This is a genomic window from Pseudomonas sp. ES3-33 (genome assembly GCF_000952175.1).
Taxonomy (GTDB): domain Bacteria; phylum Pseudomonadota; class Gammaproteobacteria; order Pseudomonadales; family Pseudomonadaceae; genus Aquipseudomonas; species Aquipseudomonas gregormendelii.
Map to the genome: position 1 here is coordinate 1 of NZ_JZRI01000046.1, position 17132 is coordinate 17132.

Genomic DNA, 17132 nt, shown 5'->3' on the forward strand with positions numbered 1-17132 from the left:
GGGATGGCCCATCGCGGCGACCCGCGGAGCAATGCCGGAGTGAGGGCACACCGAGCCCAGGCGAGGTGCCGAGTGGTGGGGCAGAAAGCGTTTGGTTACTTTGCGCTGTTCAAAGTGACCCGCCGTAAGGGCGGAACCATAAGCAGCCATTACCGCAGCAATGGATATGTACACAAAGCAAGATCAAAAGATCTCAGCCTCGTTTCACTCGACAGCTCCTACAGAGCGCATATGGAAAAACGAGCCCAGAGGGGGCAAATGTGCCGCGCGGCTGGCCTGACTGCTCAAGAAGGCCTAGAATTCCCGCATCTGTTTAATTCCCAAGGTAGCCCTTTAATGTCCTTCGCTGAGCAACTAACCCGCCTGCAAGTCTTCCTCGACGCCGATGAACTGCATGACGAGGCGCTGGACTACGTGGCCGCCCACGGCTACCTCACGGCCCTGTCGATATGCTCCGAAACCGTACCGGACCGTGAATGGATCGATGCCCTGTTCGCCGAAGAGCCGCATTACGCCGACGACACCGAGCGTGAGGCCATCGAATCCACCCTGCTGGCACTCAAAGCCCACATCGCTCGCCAGCTGGCTTCCGATGAAGAATTCGAGCTGCCTTGCGAACTCGATCTTGGCGAAGACCCGGATGATTCCGACCTGCGCGGCTGGTGCATCGGCTTCATGGAAGGCGTGTTCCTGCGTGAAGCCGCCTGGTTTGAGACCGCTGAAGACGAAGTCAGCGAAATGCTGCTGCCGATCATGGTCGGTTCGGGCCTGTTCGACGAGCAACCGGAATTCTCCGATATCGCCGCCGATGCCAACCTGATGGACGACATGATCGTGCAGATCCCGGAAGCCCTGACCGCGCTGTACCTGCTGTGCAACGCGCCTGACGAAAAACCGGCCATCCTCAAGCCTCGTCACCACTAAGGTTCTGCCTATGGACAATCCCATAGGCAACCGCTCCCTGATGTTGCGCTACGGGCTGCTGGCCATCGGCTGGCTCAGCGTAGCGTTGGGGGTGATCGGGATCTTCCTGCCGGTATTGCCCACGACCCCCTTCCTGTTGCTGGCCGCTGCCTGTTTTGCCCGCAGTTCACCGCGCTTTTACCATTGGCTGGTGGAGCATCCGCGCCTTGGGCCGTGGATCCGCGGTTACCTTGACGGTGAGGGCATTCCGCTCAAGGGCAAGGTCTACGCCATCGGGCTGATGTGGTTGAGCATCGGGTTTTCCTGCTATCTGGTGCCGATGCCGTGGGCGCGGGGCTTCATGTTGACCAGTGCGGTGCTGGTGACTATTTACATCCTCAGACAGAAAACCCTGCGCAAGCCCTGATCGCCTCGTCACAGCATCCCTGTGACTCACTGCAACTGCATTGCCAACCGACGATCTGCCCTCTTCCCCTGCAAACACCGCCTAGACTCCATCCATCTGCACCCCGAGCAGCCCGACATGCCCCGTCGCCGGCGTAGTCCAGGATGGTCAACGCTCCGACTTCGGTTCGGCGGATGGCTGCTGCTGGCATTTTGGCTGATGCCGGGCCTCGGTGCGGTGTTCGCCAGCTGGGATTATGCGCAGGTCTTGCAGAACGCCCAGGCCCGATACGGCGCGCAGGGTCCCGCGCAAAGACGGATAGAGGCCTGGAGCCAATTGCTGCAAGGTCAACAGGATCAGCCCGAGCGCGAGCAACTCAATGCGGTCAATCGCTTCTTCAACCAGCAACTGACTTTCCAGGACGATACGCGCATCTGGCGCCAGATCGATTACTGGGCCACCCCCGTCGAATCCCTGGTCAAGGGCGCGGGCGACTGCGAGGACTACGCCCTGGCCAAGTATTTCAGCCTGCGCCATCTCGGCATTCCCAGCGACAAATTGCGCATCACCTACGTCAAAGCCCTGACCCAGAACCAGGCGCACATGGTACTGACCTTCTACAGCAGCCCCACGGCCGATCCGCTGGTGCTGGACAACCTGGTGGGCGAGATCTCCCCCGCTTCACGGCGCAAGGACCTGCTACCGGTCTACGCATTCAATGCCGAGGGGCTGTACCTGCCGGGGGCTAACGGGGGCAAGCGTTCCAGCGACTCGAAAAAGTTGTCGCGCTGGCAGGATGTGTTGAAAAAAATGCAGGTTGAAGGTTTCGCCGTGGGCGACGGCTAGTCGTCCTCGCAAGGTCTCGCAAGGAGCGTCTTATGTCACTGCGCAAACAATTGTTTCTCGCCATTTGCCTGTTCCTGCTGGTGGCGTTCAGCGGCAGCTTTTTTGTCAGCCTGGAAAGCTCCCGCGACCAGATGCTCGGCCAGTTGCGCTCGCACGCCCAGGACGCGGCGACGGCGCTGGGGTTGTCATTGACCGCGCAAGTAGACGATCCGGCAATGATGGAGTTGATGGTCAGCTCGATTTTCGACAGTGGCTACTTCACCAGCATCCGCGTGGTGAGCATTGCCGATGAGCAGGTGTTAGTGGAGCGCAGCGCCCAGGCCCGCGGCGAACGTGTGCCCGGCTGGTTCACCAGGCTGGTCGACCTGCGTCCCCAGGCAGGCGAAGCGTTGATCATGCGCGGCTGGGAGCAATTCGCCCGGATCGAAGTATTGAGCAACCCGCGATTTGCCCTGGCCAAGCTCTGGGACAGTACATTGGGCAGCCTGATCTGGTTGCTCATCTGCGGGCTGCTCAGCGCGGTGTTCGGCGGCTGGCTGCTGCGCCGGCAATTGCGCCCGCTGGACAAGATGGTCAAACAGGCCGAAGCCATCAGCAAGCGCGAATTTCGCAGCCTGACGAAATTGCCCCGCACCCCGGAATTGAAACGCGTGGTGCTGGCGATGAATCAGATGGTCGAAAAGCTCAAGGCGCTGTTCGCCGAAGAAGCCGCTCGCAGCGAAAAACTGCGCGCCGAATCCTACCTCGACGGCCTCACCGGGCTGGCCAACCGGCGGTTACTGGACGAGCAACTGGCGGATCATTTGCTGATGGCCGAGCAGAGCAGTGAGGGCCATTTGCTGATGCTGCGGATCAATGACCTGGCGGGGCTCAATCAGCGCATGGGCGGACAGCGCACTGATGCGTTGATTAGCGCAGTCGCCGAATTGCTCAAGCGTCTTTGCGGATTACCCGAGCGCCGTACCTGGCTGGCTGCGCGTAATCGTGGCGGAGAGTTCAGCTTGCTGACACCTGGATTGGGCCAGGCGGACGCCGCCCGCCTGGTCGCGGAAGTCAGTGCCACCCTGGAAAACCTGCGCCTGACCGGCGCCAGTGACAGCATGCCAGTGGCGCACCTGGGCATCGTCCCCTATCGCCCGGGAGAATCCGCCAATGCGGTGCTGCTGCGCCTGGATCAAGCCCTGACTCAGGCCCGGCAACACCCCGAGCGGCCGTGGACATACCTGGACGACGGTGACTGCGCGCCGAACCAGTCCCAGCACGACTGGCGAACCTGGATCGACGAAGCCCTGACGCAGGGGAGCATGCAGCTGTACTTTCAGCCGGTGGTGCAATGCGCCGACACCAGCCAGGTGCTTCACCACAAAGTGCTGGCACGCTTGCTCGACCCCAGCGGCGAGGCGATCGCCGCCGGACATTTCCTGCCCTGGATAGAGCGTCTGGGCTGGTCGGCGCGCATGGACCTGGCGATGCTCGAAGCGACCCTGGATTACCTTGTCGTCAATCGCTGGCCGCTGGCATTGAGCCTGTCTGGCAGCACCCTGCGCGATCCGGCGCAGTTGGCGAAGATACTCGACATGCTCGAATCGTTACCCGATCTGGCGCCGCTGCTGACGCTGGAAATCGACGAACGCCAACTGCCGCCCCCGCTGGAGTTGCAACGCTTGTGTCATAGCCTGCTCGACACCGGCTATCGCGTCGGGCTGCAGCATTTTGGCGGCAGCTTCAGCCAGATCGGCAACCTGACACAGCTGGGGTTGGCTTACTTGAAGATTGATGGTGCGTATATCCGGGGTATAGATCGCCAGGGCGACAAGCGCCTGTTCATTGATGCGATCTTCCGGGCAACCAACAGTATTGATTTGCCGTTGATTGCGGAGATGGTCGAGACCCAGGGAGAGTTTGCGACGATCAGGGAATTAGGGGTGTATGGGGTCATGGGCAGGTTCATCGGGCCGCCTGAGCCAATGTGACGGGGTAGCTGCCCTCCACGGTGGAAGCAAGACTTGCCCGCGATAGCGTCTTCAAGATCGCTATCGCGGGCAAGCCTTGCTCCTACAGGAGATCAGCCTCGCTCCTTCACCCTTCAGATCAAACCGTATCCACCTTCAACGAGTGATCATTCAACATCCCGTTGATGATGGTCGCCGTGTCATGCCCCCCGGCCACCACACCACCCGCCCCCGGCGTGACGCCGTAGTGGCTGGCGAGGTTGACACCGGCAAGGTCAATGGTCTGGTTCGGCGTGGCGCCGGCCATGGCGCTGACGTCGATACTGGTCAGGACCGAAGCGCCGCTGCCGACAACCTTGAAGTGCAGGTAATCATCCAGCGAAGCCGCCGTGCCGTTTTCACCTTGCAGCAGTTGCGACAGGTCGAGCTTGTCGGTGCCTGGGGTGAAATCGGTGACCAGGTCATGCCCGGAGTTGCCTTTGAGCCACTGGAAGGTATCCGCGCCAGCGCCGCCGGTGAGGGTGTTGTTGCCCAGGCCGCCGATGAGGAAGTCATCGCCGCCACCGCCGTTGAGGACGTCGTTGCCCAGGCCGCCAGTGATGATGTTGCTGTTGTTGTCGCCCATCAGGCTGTCATTGAAGTTGGAGCCGGTGAGGTTCTCGAGCCCGGTGAGGGTATCAGTGCCGGCGCCTCCGGTGTTTTGCGCAGTGAGCAGGCCCAGGTCGACGGTGACACCGCTGGTGGCATGGGCGTAGCTGACAGTATCGATACCAGCGCCGCCGTCCAGCAGATCGTTGCCTGCCCCGCTGAACAGCAGGTCGTTGCCGGCCCCCCCGTGCAGTTCGTTGTTACCGGTACCCGCCGTCAACACGTCGTTGCCATCGCCGGCGTTGAGCACGTTGTTGCCGGTGCCGGCCACCAGAACGTCGTCACCCGCGGTACCCGTGAGGGTGTGGCCGTCCTGGTAGCTGATGGTCACATTCGCCGTGTCGCTGCCACCATGGGTGTCGTTGGCGCTGTAGGCGCCGTTGAAGTCCGGGGTGACGTCATGGGCACCGGCGTAGTTGACCGTCATGGTCAGCTCGTAGTTTTCGGCATTGTTGGCACCGACGCCGCCGCCGGAATTGGTGATGTTGGTGACATGGATCTTGTACGTGCCATCGGCATCGGCCGTGATGGTAGCGCCATCGGCAAGGGTCATGAACGCACCGCCATTGAGCGAGTACTCCATGGCAATCCGACCGCCCGCCAGGTTGTGATCCAGATTAAGGGTCTCACCCTCCTTGAGTTTCACCGTGATGAGGTCTTCATCATTGGCATTGGAAGTGGTGACAGAGCCCAGATAACCGCTGATCACCAGCACCGCTGTCATCGCTGCGGTATTGGCCGCGAAGGACCCGCGCACATCCGCCAGGTTCTGGTTCGCTGCGGTGTTGTTGCTGCCCTTGAAGTTGATCGCGCCGGTGCCGACAAAGTCCGCGCCCCTGGCCACCCAGCCGGTGTTGAAAGTAGTCGGCGCTGCGGTGAGGGTATCGCCTTCGGGATCAGTGTCGTTGGCCAGCAACAATTCGCCAGGTACCACCACGCTGCCGGACAGCACGTTGGTGATGATGTGGTCGTCGACGGCCACGGGCGCGGCGTTCGGCACGACCTTGACCACCAGGGTCGAGCTCGCCAGGTCGCCGTCGTTGTCGCTGACGGTGAAGCCGATATTTTCGGTGATCACCACGTTCGTGGCTTTCTGCGAGGTGTAGTTGTACTCACCGCTGTCGAGGTTGATGACCAGCGTACCGCCGTTATTGGTGGCGATGCTAAGGGAGTTGTTTACCGTGTTGAAAGTGCCGTGGTTGTCCCCGCCGCTGGAAATCAGCGAACCCTGGTTGTTCAACGCTTTAGGGTCGTAAGTGTAGGTGGTGCCATCGACGACGATGGACTTGATGAAACCGCCATCGGCACCAAAGTTTCCGCCCTCCAGCAAGGCGCCCGTGACCGGGGCCCCCTGCACGGTGCCCGAGAGTACCGAGTTGAGCTGGTTGAGATCGGTCACCACCACAGCATTGGTGTTGGTGTGGGTGCTGCCGTCATAGGCCACCGGGTCGAGGTAGGCATTGCTGACGCCATTGCCCAGGCCGATTGCGTAGTTCTTGATGTTGTTAGCGTCGAGGAAGGCTTTGAGCGAAGCCTCGTCGGCCGCGTTGATGTCACCTTCGTTGGGTTTGCCGTCCGAGAAGAAATAGCCGACATTCTGCGCGCCGGTCAGTTTGCCGGCCGTGTTGAACGCGGTCTTCATGGTTGCCACGGCGGCATCGTAGTTGGTCCCGCCGCCCGCCGTCAGGCCGGAAATGATCGACTTGGCCGTTGCCACGTCAACCCAGATCGCGGTCTTGTCGGTGGCGTTGCTGCTGAAAGTGACGATCTGCACCTTCACGTCGCCAAGGTCGTCGTACTTGTCGAGCAAGGCACTGATCGCCTGCTTGGCCAGGGCCAGGCGCGACAGGCCAGGCACGCCGGACGCATCGGCCATACTGCCGGACACGTCGATCACCAACAGCAGGTTGGAATCGATTTCCACCGCCGCCACCGAACGCTCGGAAGCGACGGCCTTGGGTACGTCATCGACGATGTTCACCACGATGGTGCTGGTGGTGGTGTTGCCCAGGGCATCGGTGGCCTTGTAGGTGAAGCTTTCGCTCAGGCTGTTGGGCCCGTCGTTGGCGTTCGGCGAGGTTTTCGGCGCCGAGGTCAATGTGTAGGTGTAGGTGCCGTTGGGGTTGAGGAGCATTTGCCCGTAGGCCCCGGTGCCACTGCTGACCAGGGTGTAGGTGATTGCGCCGGTAGCCCCGGTGACCGAACCGACCAGTGTTCCCGTGGAAGTTTCGCCGGTATTGCCCGGATCGCTGCCGACCACGGTGCCGGCCGCGAGGTCGAGGCCATCCTTGCTCAGGTCGAGGGCTTTTTCGTAGACCGTCACGTCGGTGTCGGACACGGCCTTGATGCTACTGTTGGACACGTCGATGGTGAGGGTGGTGGTGCTTTCATCGCCATCGGCATCGCGCACGGTGTAGGTGAACACGTCAGTGGCGCCCGCTACGCCCACCGAGTCCGGCCGGCTGTGGTAGGTCGCGTTGCCGTTGGCATCCAGGGTCAGGTAACCGTAGGTGCCATTGATATTGGTGTTGAGGCCACCGCTGGCCGAGGTCGAGGTGTCGCTGCCGGCACGCACGCCGACCACTGCACCCGTAGCCGCCGGGCCATCGGAGCCGCCGATGTCATTGACCAGGACGTTGGTGCCGACCGTCCCGCCCTCTTGCACCTGCTTGAAGTCGGGATTGGCGCTCGGCAAATCATCGATGATGTTGACGTTGATCTGGCCCGACGCAGTACTGCCGTCGTTGTCGTGCGCCACCACGTCGAAATTCTCGACGATGGCGTTGGCGCCGTCAGCCGTTGGATGCGTTTCACTGCCCACCAGGGTGTAGCTGTAGTTGAGCACGCCCGTGACGGGATCAAAGCCGTTGATCGTCAGGAAGTTACCCAGCGGCGTCACCACGGTGTGCGGCAAGCCGACCACCTCGCCGTTGGCGACCACCGCGAAGCCACCCACGACCAGGGAGTTCAGGCCGTCGAGTGCCGTGACGGTGAAGGTCCCGGATTGGGTCAGCGCCGGCGCGTCCGGGTTGGTGCCCCAGTCGAGGTTCTTCTCGTAGACGGTGAGTTCGCCGCCGTTGACGTCCAGGCCGCCGATGATCACCGGGTCATCGTTGTTATGGATCTGCAGCACCAGGTTGGCGGTGCTGGTATCGCCGTCGGCATCGGTGATGGTGTAGGCGAACGTCTCAGTGCCTTTGCCGCGACCTTCCAGGGCCTTGAAGTCCGCGTCGTTGGTGTCCAGCGTATAGGTGTACGTGCCGTTGGCGTTCAGCACCAGGGTGCCGTAAGTGCCGGTAAATGTACCCGGCGTGACTGGGCCGGTGTTCGGGCCGGTCGCGACAAGGTCCGCGCCTTGCACGTCATTGGTCAGGACATTGCCGTCGAGGGTCAGGCGGGTTTCCGATGCATTGTCGGCGTTGCTGTCGTCCACAGCCTTTGGCACGTCATCGACTATGTTCACCACGATGGTGCTGGTGGTGATGTTGCCCAGGGAATCGGTGGCCTGGTAGGTGAAGGTTTCGCTCAGGGTATTGGGGCCATCGTTGGCGTGCGGGGTGGTGCTGGCCGGCGAAGTCAGGGTGTAGGTGTAGGTGCCGTCGGTATTGAGCTGAATCTGCCCATGGCTGCCCGTGGCGCTGCCGACCAGGGCGTAGGTGATCGCACCCACGGCGCCAGTGACCGAGCCCACCAGCGTGCCGGAAGCGGTTTCCCCGGTATTGCCCGGATCGCTGCCTGCGACTGTGCCTGCCGCCAGGTCCTGACCGTCCTTGCTCAGATCGAGGGCTTTTTCGTAGACCGTTACGTCGGTATCGGACACTGCCTTGAGGCAGCTGTTGTAGACGTCGATGGTGAGCGTGGTGGTGCTCTCATCGCCATCGGCATCGCGCACGGTGTAGGTGAATACATCGATCGCACCGGGCCCGCTGACGCTGTTCGGGTTGCTGTGATAGATGGCGTTGCCGTTGGCGTCCAGGGTCAGGTAACCGTAGGCGCCATTGATATTGGTGTTGAGGCCACCGCTGGCCGAGGTCGAGGTGTCGCTGCCGGCACGCACGCCGACCACTGCACCTGTAGCCGCCGGGCCGTCGGAGCCGCCGATGTCATTGACCAGGACGTTGGTGCCGACCGTCCCGCCCTCTTGCACATGCTTGAAGTCCGGATTGGCGCTCGGCAAATCATCGATGATGTTGACGTTGATCTGGCCCGACGCAGTACTGCCGTCGTTGTCGTGCGCCACCACGTCGAAATTCTCGACGATGGCGTTGGCGCCGTCGGCCGCTGGATGCGTTTCGCTGCCCACCAGGGTGTAGCTGTAGCTGAGCACGCCCGTGACGGGATCAAAGCCGTTGATCGTCAGGAAGTTACCCAACGGCGTTACCACGGTGTGCGGCAAGCCGACCACCTCGCCGTTGGCGACTACCGCGAAGCCACCCACGACCAGGGAGTTCAGGCCGTCGAGTGCCGTGACGGTGAAGGTACCGGACTGGGTCAGCGCCGGCGCGTCGGGGTTGGTGCCCCAGTCGAGGTTCTTCTCGTAGACGGTGAGTTCGCCGCCGTTGACGTCCAGGCCGCCGATGATCACCGGGTCATCGTTGTTATGGATCTGCAGCACCAGATTGGCGGTGCTGGTATCGCCGTCGGCGTCGGTGATGGTGTAGGCGAAGGTTTCAGTGCCTTTGCCGCGACCTTCAAGGGCCTTGAAGTCCGCGTCGTTGGTGTCCAGCGTGTAGGTGTAAGTGCCATTGGCGTTCAGCACCAGGGTGCCGTAGGTGCCTACGAATGTGCCTGAGGTGATCGGCCCGGCGCTTGGCCCGGTCGGTACCCGGTCAGCGCCCTGCACGTCATTGGTCAGCACGTTGCCGTTAAGGGTCAGCTGGCTTTCCGAGGCGGTGCCGGCATTGCTGTCATCCACCGCCCTGGGCAGGTCGTCGACGATGTTGACGTCGAGGCTGGCATTGGCGGTGGTGCCGTTGTCATCGACCACGGTCACTGCAAACTGCTCGGACAGGTTGTTCGCGCCGCCGGCGTTCGCATGGGCTTCGTTATCGGCCAGGGTGTAGCTGTAGCTGACAACGCCGGTTGCGCTGTCAAAGCCGGTGATGGTCAGGGTGCTGCCCAGCGGAGTGACGATCGACTGCGGGAAGCCGGCGCTCACACCACCGACCACCACGTTCAGGCCGCCGACACTGAGGGTCTGCACGCCGTCGAGCGCGGTGATGGTGAAGGTGCCGGTCTGGGTCAGCGCAGGGGCATCCGGAGCACTGCCGTCGCCGAGGTTTTTCTCGTAGACCGTCAGCTCGCCACCGTTGACGTTCAAACCGTCGATGGTCACTGGATCATCGTTGTTATGGATCTGCAGCACCAGGTTCGCGGTGCTGGTATCGCCGTCGGAATCGGTGATGGTGTAGGCGAAGGTTTCAGTGCCGTTACCACCGCCGTGCAGCGCCTTGAAGTCCGCGTCGCTGGTGTTCAGCGTGTAGGTGTAAGTGCCATTGGCGTTCAGCACCAGGGTGCCATAGACCCCAGTGAAGGTGCCGGGCGTGATCGGGCCGGCGTTCTCCCCGGTGGGTACCCGGTCAGCGCCTTGCACGTCGTTGGTCAGCACATTGCCATTGAGGGTCAGCAGGGTTTCCGAGGCGGTATTGGCGTTGCTGTCATCCACGGCTTTGGGCAGGTCGTCGACGATGTTGACGTCGAGACTGGCATTGGCGGTTGTGCCGTTGTCATCGACCACGGTGACTGCAAACTGCTCGGACAGGTTGTTCGCGCCGCCGGCGTTCGCATGGGCTTCGTTATCGGCCAGGGTGTAGCTGTAGCTGACAACGCCGGTTGCGCTGTCAAAGCCGGTGATGGTCAGGGTGCTGCCCAGCGGAGTGACGATCGACTGCGGGAAGCCGGCGCTCACACCACCGACCACCACGTTCAGGCCGCCGATGCTGAGGGTCTGCACGCCGTCGAGCGCGGTGATGGTGAAGGTGCCGGTCTGGGTCAGCGCAGGGGCATCCGGAGCGCTGCCGTCGCCGAGGTTTTTCTCGTAGACCGTCAGCTCGCCACCGTTGACGTTCAAACCGTCGATGGTCACTGGATCATCGTTGTTATGGATCTGCAGCACCAGGTTCGCGGTGCTGGTATCGCCGTCGGCATCGGTGATGGTGTAGGCGAAGGTTTCAGTGCCGTTGCCACCGCCGTGCAGCGCCTTGAAGTCCGCGTCGCTGGTGTTCAGCGTGTAGGTGTAAGTGCCATTGGCGTTCAGCACCAGGGTGCCATAGACCCCAGTGAAGGTGCCGGGCGTGATCGGGCCGGCGTTTTCCCCGGTGGGTACCCGGTCAGCGCCTTGCACGTCGTTGGTCAGCACATTGCCATTGAGGGTCAGCAGGGTTTCCGAGGCGGTATTGGCGTTGCTGTCATCCACGGCTTTGGGCAGGTCGTCGACGATGTTGACGTCGAGACTAGCATTGGCGGTTGTGCCGTTGTCATCGACCACGGTGACTGCAAACTGCTCCGACAGATTATTCGCACCATCGGCATTGGCATGGGTTTCGTTGTCGGCCAGGGTGTAGCTGTAGCTGACCACGCCGGTTGCGCTGTCGTAACCGGTGATGGTGAGCGTACTGCCCAGCGGGGTGGTAATTGATTGCGGCAAACCTGCGCTGACGCCACCGCTCACCACGCTGATCCCGCCAATGCTAAGGCTCTGCACACCGTCGAGGGCGGTGATGGTAAAGGTGCCGCTTTGGGTCAGTGCGCCAGCATCCGGCGCGCTGCCGTCGCCCAGGTTTTTCTCGTAGACGGACAGCTCGCCGCCTGACACGCCGAGCCCGCCGATATCGATCGGGTCATCGTTGTTGTGAATGTTCAGCACCAGCGTTGCGGTGCTGGTATCACCATCCGAATCGGTGAGGGTGTAGACGAAGCTTTCCGTGCCGCTGCCACCACCGTGCAGGGCTTTGAAGTCGGCGTCATTAGGGTTCAGCGTGTAGGTGTAAGTGCCGTTCGGATTGAGCACCAGGGTGCCGTAGGTGCCGGTGAACGTACCACCGATTACCGGTCCGCTATTAGGGCCGGTGGGAATGCGGTCAGCACCCTGGATATCGTTGGGCAGCACGCTACCGGTCAGGGTCAACAGGGTTTCCGAAGCGGTATTGGCGTTGCTGTCGTCGATCGCTGTTGGCGCATCGTCGGTGATGTTGATGTCCAGGGAACCGGTGGCCGTGTCGCCATTGGTGTCGCCCGCCACCACGGTGAATTGTTCGCTGAGGGAGTTCGCGCCATCACCCGCCGAATGGGTGTCGTTGCCATTGAGGGTGTAGCTGTAGCTCACCACGCCAGTGGCCGGGTCATAGCCGGTGATCGTCAGCGTGTTACCCAGCTGCGTGGTGATCGATTGCGGGAAGCCTGCCGCCACGCCACCGCTGAACACGCTGATCCCGCCCACGTTGAGGTTGAGCAGGCCATCGGCCGCAGTCACGGTGAAGGTGCCGTTCTGGGTCAGGGCCGAGGGGTTACTGGCCGTGCCGTCGGGAAGATTGGCCTCGTTGAGGGTCAGCTCGCCGCCCGAGGTATTCAGGCCGCCAAGGATGACGGGGTTGTTCACGACCAACGGTGGGACGACGACGGGGGGTGTGACGTTGTCCAGGTTATCGAGGCTGTTGTCGGGATCGTTAAAGATGCGCTCCAGGGGAAACTCTGGAATGCCGTTGAATCCTGCCGTCGGGAAACCCACAGTCGGATCGACCCGGCCTGCCACTTCTTCGAGCTGGACAAAACTGTGGCCGCCGCCCAGGGCTCCGGCAGCGGTGCTGCCCGTTGGCCCGGCCGCAGTGGCTTCACCGGTTTGCGTCGGGTCTTCGCCAGCGGCGATGGCTTTCTGCAGGCGTTCGACGTCGGTCAGCTGCGCCTCGCTGGGCGCCACGGCTTCCGGCGTCTGCACATGGGGCGCCTGGTGCGCGAGCAGTTGCGAGGTCATTTGCAGGCTGCTGCCACGTCCAAGCGTCAGTTCCTGGCCGTTCTGCAGCTTCACCGCCACCGCCCCTTCGGCCCCGGTGACCAATTGATCGCCGGCAAACAGCCGATCGCCCTCGACCAGCGCGCGTCGGGTGCCGTCACCCGCTACAGCAACCACCTGACCAATGACTTTAGTGACGATACCGATGAGCGTAGCCATGTGCATTTCCTCCGCTGCCAACCGTTGCCGGCAGCCTGTTTTTTGCGAAGATCGTGCTCATGGAAAAAAGCCAGTTACCGGGTGAATCGTCTACCGGGCTACGAGTTTTTTCCCGGATAATTCCGGGTCAACCGTGGCCCTGGCGACTTTCTCGCCAAGCCTGTCGCGTATGGGCAATCAGCGCCTGATTCAAATAAACCCAATACATTCAATGGCTTTGGGCTACTAATCGGCAAAAATGATCACCTGCCAGCGATGCGTTACAGTTCTGAACCGACCAAGTGACAAAAAAATGTCACCCAAAAACTGCCCCGCCTCCTTCCCCTCCAGCACTCCATCGTCCGTTATCGATAAATGGATGGAACTTTCGATTTGCCCTTGCAAGCTCCCTAGAGCTCGTAATACAAGGGTTCCACGAGTGAACAATGTGCTGGATTTTTCAGAGCGCATAAGTTTTTTTTGGCATAAGACTTATGAGAAAAATTTCTTAGCTTTGCTCTAGAATGTTCTTAGCTCTGTTGTTACAAGCTTGAAACGGTTTTCACTATAAATGCCGTCAAATATTTGGCGACTGATAAGCATCATTAGGAATCAGGGAGATACACCCATGCGCGTTTTAACCCCCCTCTGCAGCGCGATTTTGCTGGCCATGGCCTGCACTTCACAGGCCCAGGCCATGTCCTTGACCGAGGCCATCCAAAGCACTATTGCAACTCACCCGGAACTTGCCTCACGCGTGGACGCGCGGCTGTCCGCGGACGAAGAAGTCAAAATCGCCAAAGGGGGCTTCTATCCATCTGTCGATCTGAACGCTGCTTACGGCCGCGGCTACAGCGATAACACCAACACCCGTGCACAGGGCAATCACAACACGGAGGTCCTGACTTACACCCAGTCGGAACTGCGCCTGCGGCAGATGCTGTTTGACGGTTTCAACACCGCCAACGAAGTCGAACGCACCAAGGGTGTGGTCAATTCCCGGGCCTATTACGCCCAGGGCACTGCCCAGGACCTGGCCCTGCGGACCATCGAGGTCTACCTCGAAGTGCTCAAGCGTCGCGAACTGGTGACCCTGGCCAAGAACAACCTGCAAGCTCACCTGCGCGTCAACGACCAGATCGGCCTGCGCACCGAGCGCGGTATCGGCAGCACCGCCGACGCCGACCAGTCCACCGCTCGTCGGGCACTGGCGCAAAACAACCTGGACACCGCCGAAGTCGACCTGGCCGACGCCGAATCGAACTTCTACGCCGTGGTAGGTCGCCTGCCGGATGAACTGGAAACCCTGCCTTCGACCCGCGGTGAATTGCCCGCTACCCTGCAGGAAGCCCAGCAGAGCATGGTGGAGAACAACCCGTACCTGAAATCCGCCCAGGCAGACGTGCAGTCCGCCGAGAGCCAGTACGAAGTTGCCAAGTCGCCGTTCTTCCCACGCTTCGACGCTGAAGCGGCAGTGGGCGCGAACAACAACGTGCAGGGCGATGAAGGTCACGACAACGAGTGGCGGGTCGGTGTGGTGATGAACTACAACCTGTTCCGCGGCGGCAGCGACAAGGCCCGCCTGCAGTCCAACGCGCACCAGATCAACCAGGCCATGGACATCCGCAACAACGCCCTGCGCCAGCTCAACGAAAATATCCACCTGGCCTGGAACGCCATGCTCAACGCGAAGAAGCAGACGCCGACCGCGCGCGAGTACGCCGAAACGACCAAACGCGTACGTGCGGCCTACCAGGATCAGTTCGGCCTCGGCCAGCGCACCCTGCTGGACGTGCTCGACAGTGAGAACGAGCTCTACAACGCCAACCGTCGCTACACCGAAGTTCGCTACACCGAGGAATACTCGATGTACCGCATCCTCTCGAACATGGGCCTGTTGCTGAGCAAACAACGTGTGGTGCTGCCTGCCGATGCGATCGCCAAGACCGAAGTGAAGAATGAAGCCCGCTTGCCTGAACTGAGGTAAGTGCCGGTGTAGGAGCTGCCCCAGGCTCCTACACAGTATGTTGTGTTGATGTGGCAGCCCGTTCACCTGGAGCGATCAATTTGACCAGCATGGAAACCGGCAACACTGGTGTCGATCCGCGTCTTGGCTTCGACGACCCGCTTCTTGACGGGCTGTTGATCCTCTGCAAACTCCACGGCGCGACGGTCAGTCGCGCCAGCCTGAGTGCCGGGCTGCCCCTGAACAAACAACGCCTGAGCCTGGACCTGCTGCCCCGCGCAGCAGCCCGGGCCGGTTTGCAGGCGCGCGTGCTGCGCCGGGAACTGGCGGATATTTCCCCTCTCAACCTGCCCGTGATGCTGATACTCGGCAACGGCCGCACGGCCGTTCTGCGACGTCTGGGAGACGATGGCCGCCTGCTCATCCTGCCCAGCGAAGCCGACGGTGGCGAACAATGGGTCAGCCGTGAAGAGCTGACTGAAAATTACAGCGGCCAGGCATTGTTTGCCCGGCCACGCCATGAACTTGAAGACCTGCGCTCGCCCCTGGTACCCCGGGTGGAAGCCTGGTTTCGCGACACACTGAAACTGTCCAAATGGCTGTACAGCGACGCCATCCTGGCAAGCTTCCTGATCAACCTCCTGGGCCTGATGGTGCCGCTGTTCGTCATGCAGACCTACGACCGGGTCGTGCCGAACCAGGCCACATCGACCCTGTGGGTGCTGTCCATCGGCTTGCTGATCGGCACCGGTTTTGAACTGGTGCTGCGCGTGGTGCGCGCGCACTTGCTGGACACCGCCGGGAAGAAAACCGACGTGATTCTCTCGGCCACTCTGTTCGAGCGCATCACTGGCATGTCGATGAAGGCACGGCCGGCCACCATCGGCGGGTTTGCCCAGAGCATCCATGACTTCCAGGGCCTGCGTGAGTTTCTCACCGCCGTGACCCTCACCAGCCTGATCGACCTGCCATTCGCCGTGCTCATGCTGGTGGTGATCGGTCTGCTGGGCGGCTGGCTGGTGGTGATCCCGCTGCTGGCATTTCCGATCACCATCATCTTCGCGATGATCATCCAGGCACGCCTGCGCGACACCGTGCAAAAAAGCCTGACCCTGGGTGCGGAACGCCAGGCCCTGCTGATTGAAACCCTGGGCGGCCTGGAAACCCTCAAGGCCTGCAGCGCCGAAAGCGAGCGCCAGCACAAATGGGAAACCACCCACGGCGCCCTGACCCGCCTCGACAGCCACGCCCGCAATCTCTCGGCCCTGGCCACCAACGGCACCCTGTTCATCCAGCAATTTTCCGGCATGGCGACCATCGTCGCCGGGGTCTACAGCATCATTGCCGGCAACCTCAGCGTTGGTGCGCTGGTGGCGACCTACATGCTTGGCAGCCGGGTGCTGGCACCGCTCGGGCAGATTGCCGGCCTGATCACGCGTTACCAGCAAGCGCAGTTGACCATGAAAAGTACCGATGCGCTGATGGGGCTGCCCCAGGAGCGCGACGCCCGGCAACGGCCGCTGGAGCGCACGCAACTGCAAGGCGCCCTCGACGTCAGTGGCGTGACCTTTCACTACAACGGCCAGAGTGCCCCGGCGCTGCACAACGTCAGTTTCAGCATGAAACCCGGTGAGCGCATCGGCATTATCGGCCGCAGCGGCTCGGGCAAAAGCACCCTCGCCCGCCTGGTGATGGGTTTCTACACCCCGGAAGAAGGCCAGTTGCTACTCGACGGCCTGGACCTGCGGCAACTGGACGTCGCCGACTTGCGCCAGCAGATCGGCTACGTTGCCCATGACTTGCCGCTGCTGGCCGGCAGCCTGCGCGATAACCTGACCCTGGGCGCCCGCTATGTCAGTGATTCGCGAATGCTCGAAGTGGCAGAACTCACCGGCGTCACAGAGCTCGCCCGCCAACACCCGCAAGGCTTCGACCGGCCGGTAGGTGAACGCGGCCAGTTGCTGTCCGGCGGCCAGCGCCAGGCCGTGCTGCTGGCCCGGGCCTTGTTGCTCGACCCACCGATCATGCTGCTCGACGAGCCCACCAGCGCCATGGACAACAGCAGCGAAGACGTCCTGCGCCAGAAACTCCACGGCTGGGTCCAGGGCAAGACCCTGCTGCTGGTCACCCACCGGACCTCGATGCTCAGCCTGGTGGATCGGCTGGTGGTGCTGGACAACGGACGGATCGTCGCCGACGGTCCGAAAGAAGCGGTCATCGATGCACTGCGCAAGGGCCGCGTCGGCTCTGCAGCGGTCTAGGAGT

At 61.8% G+C, this 17132-nt stretch carries 7 protein-coding genes; 6 read left to right on the forward strand and 1 reads right to left on the reverse strand.

What is annotated here, in order from left to right; genetic code table 11:
* The first annotated feature begins 336 nt into the window (after positions 1-336).
* From UB23_RS07315 to lapD, 4 genes are all read left to right on the forward strand, one after another.
* Complete coding sequence (locus UB23_RS07315; protein WP_045058676.1) at positions 337-924, forward strand: UPF0149 family protein; 588 nt, start codon at positions 337-339, stop codon at positions 922-924.
* 10 nt (positions 925-934) lie between these two features.
* Entirely contained in the window at positions 935-1330 is a 396-nt protein-coding gene (locus UB23_RS07320; protein ID WP_045058677.1) for a YbaN family protein, read from the forward strand.
* A 117-nt stretch (positions 1331-1447) separates the two neighbouring features.
* On the forward strand, positions 1448-2155 hold the full coding sequence (gene lapG, locus UB23_RS07325) for a cysteine protease LapG (protein WP_045058678.1): 708 nt from the start codon (positions 1448-1450) through the stop codon (positions 2153-2155).
* A gap of 32 nt (positions 2156-2187) precedes the next feature.
* Positions 2188-4128, forward strand: a complete 1941-nt coding sequence (gene lapD / locus UB23_RS07330; RefSeq protein ID WP_045058679.1) for a cyclic di-GMP receptor LapD — start codon at positions 2188-2190, stop codon at positions 4126-4128.
* A 118-nt stretch (positions 4129-4246) separates the two neighbouring features.
* Here lapD and UB23_RS07335 read toward each other — a convergent pair whose 3' ends face one another.
* Positions 4247-12922 (reverse strand): retention module-containing protein, encoded by an 8676-nt coding sequence (locus tag UB23_RS07335; protein ID WP_045058680.1) that lies wholly within the window; start codon positions 12920-12922, stop codon positions 4247-4249.
* Between the two features lie 607 nt (positions 12923-13529).
* Here UB23_RS07335 and UB23_RS07340 point away from each other — a divergent pair.
* Together UB23_RS07340 and UB23_RS07345 are read left to right on the forward strand one after the other, a co-directional pair.
* The gene (locus UB23_RS07340) at positions 13530-14888 is read left to right on the forward strand and encodes a TolC family outer membrane protein (RefSeq protein ID WP_045058681.1); all 1359 of its coding nucleotides are present in this window, start codon (positions 13530-13532) and stop codon (positions 14886-14888) included.
* 80 nt (positions 14889-14968) lie between these two features.
* A complete protein-coding gene (locus UB23_RS07345) occupies positions 14969-17128 on the forward strand; it encodes a type I secretion system permease/ATPase (RefSeq protein WP_045058682.1) in 2160 nt (719 codons plus the stop codon).
* Positions 17129-17132 lie beyond the last annotated feature (4 nt).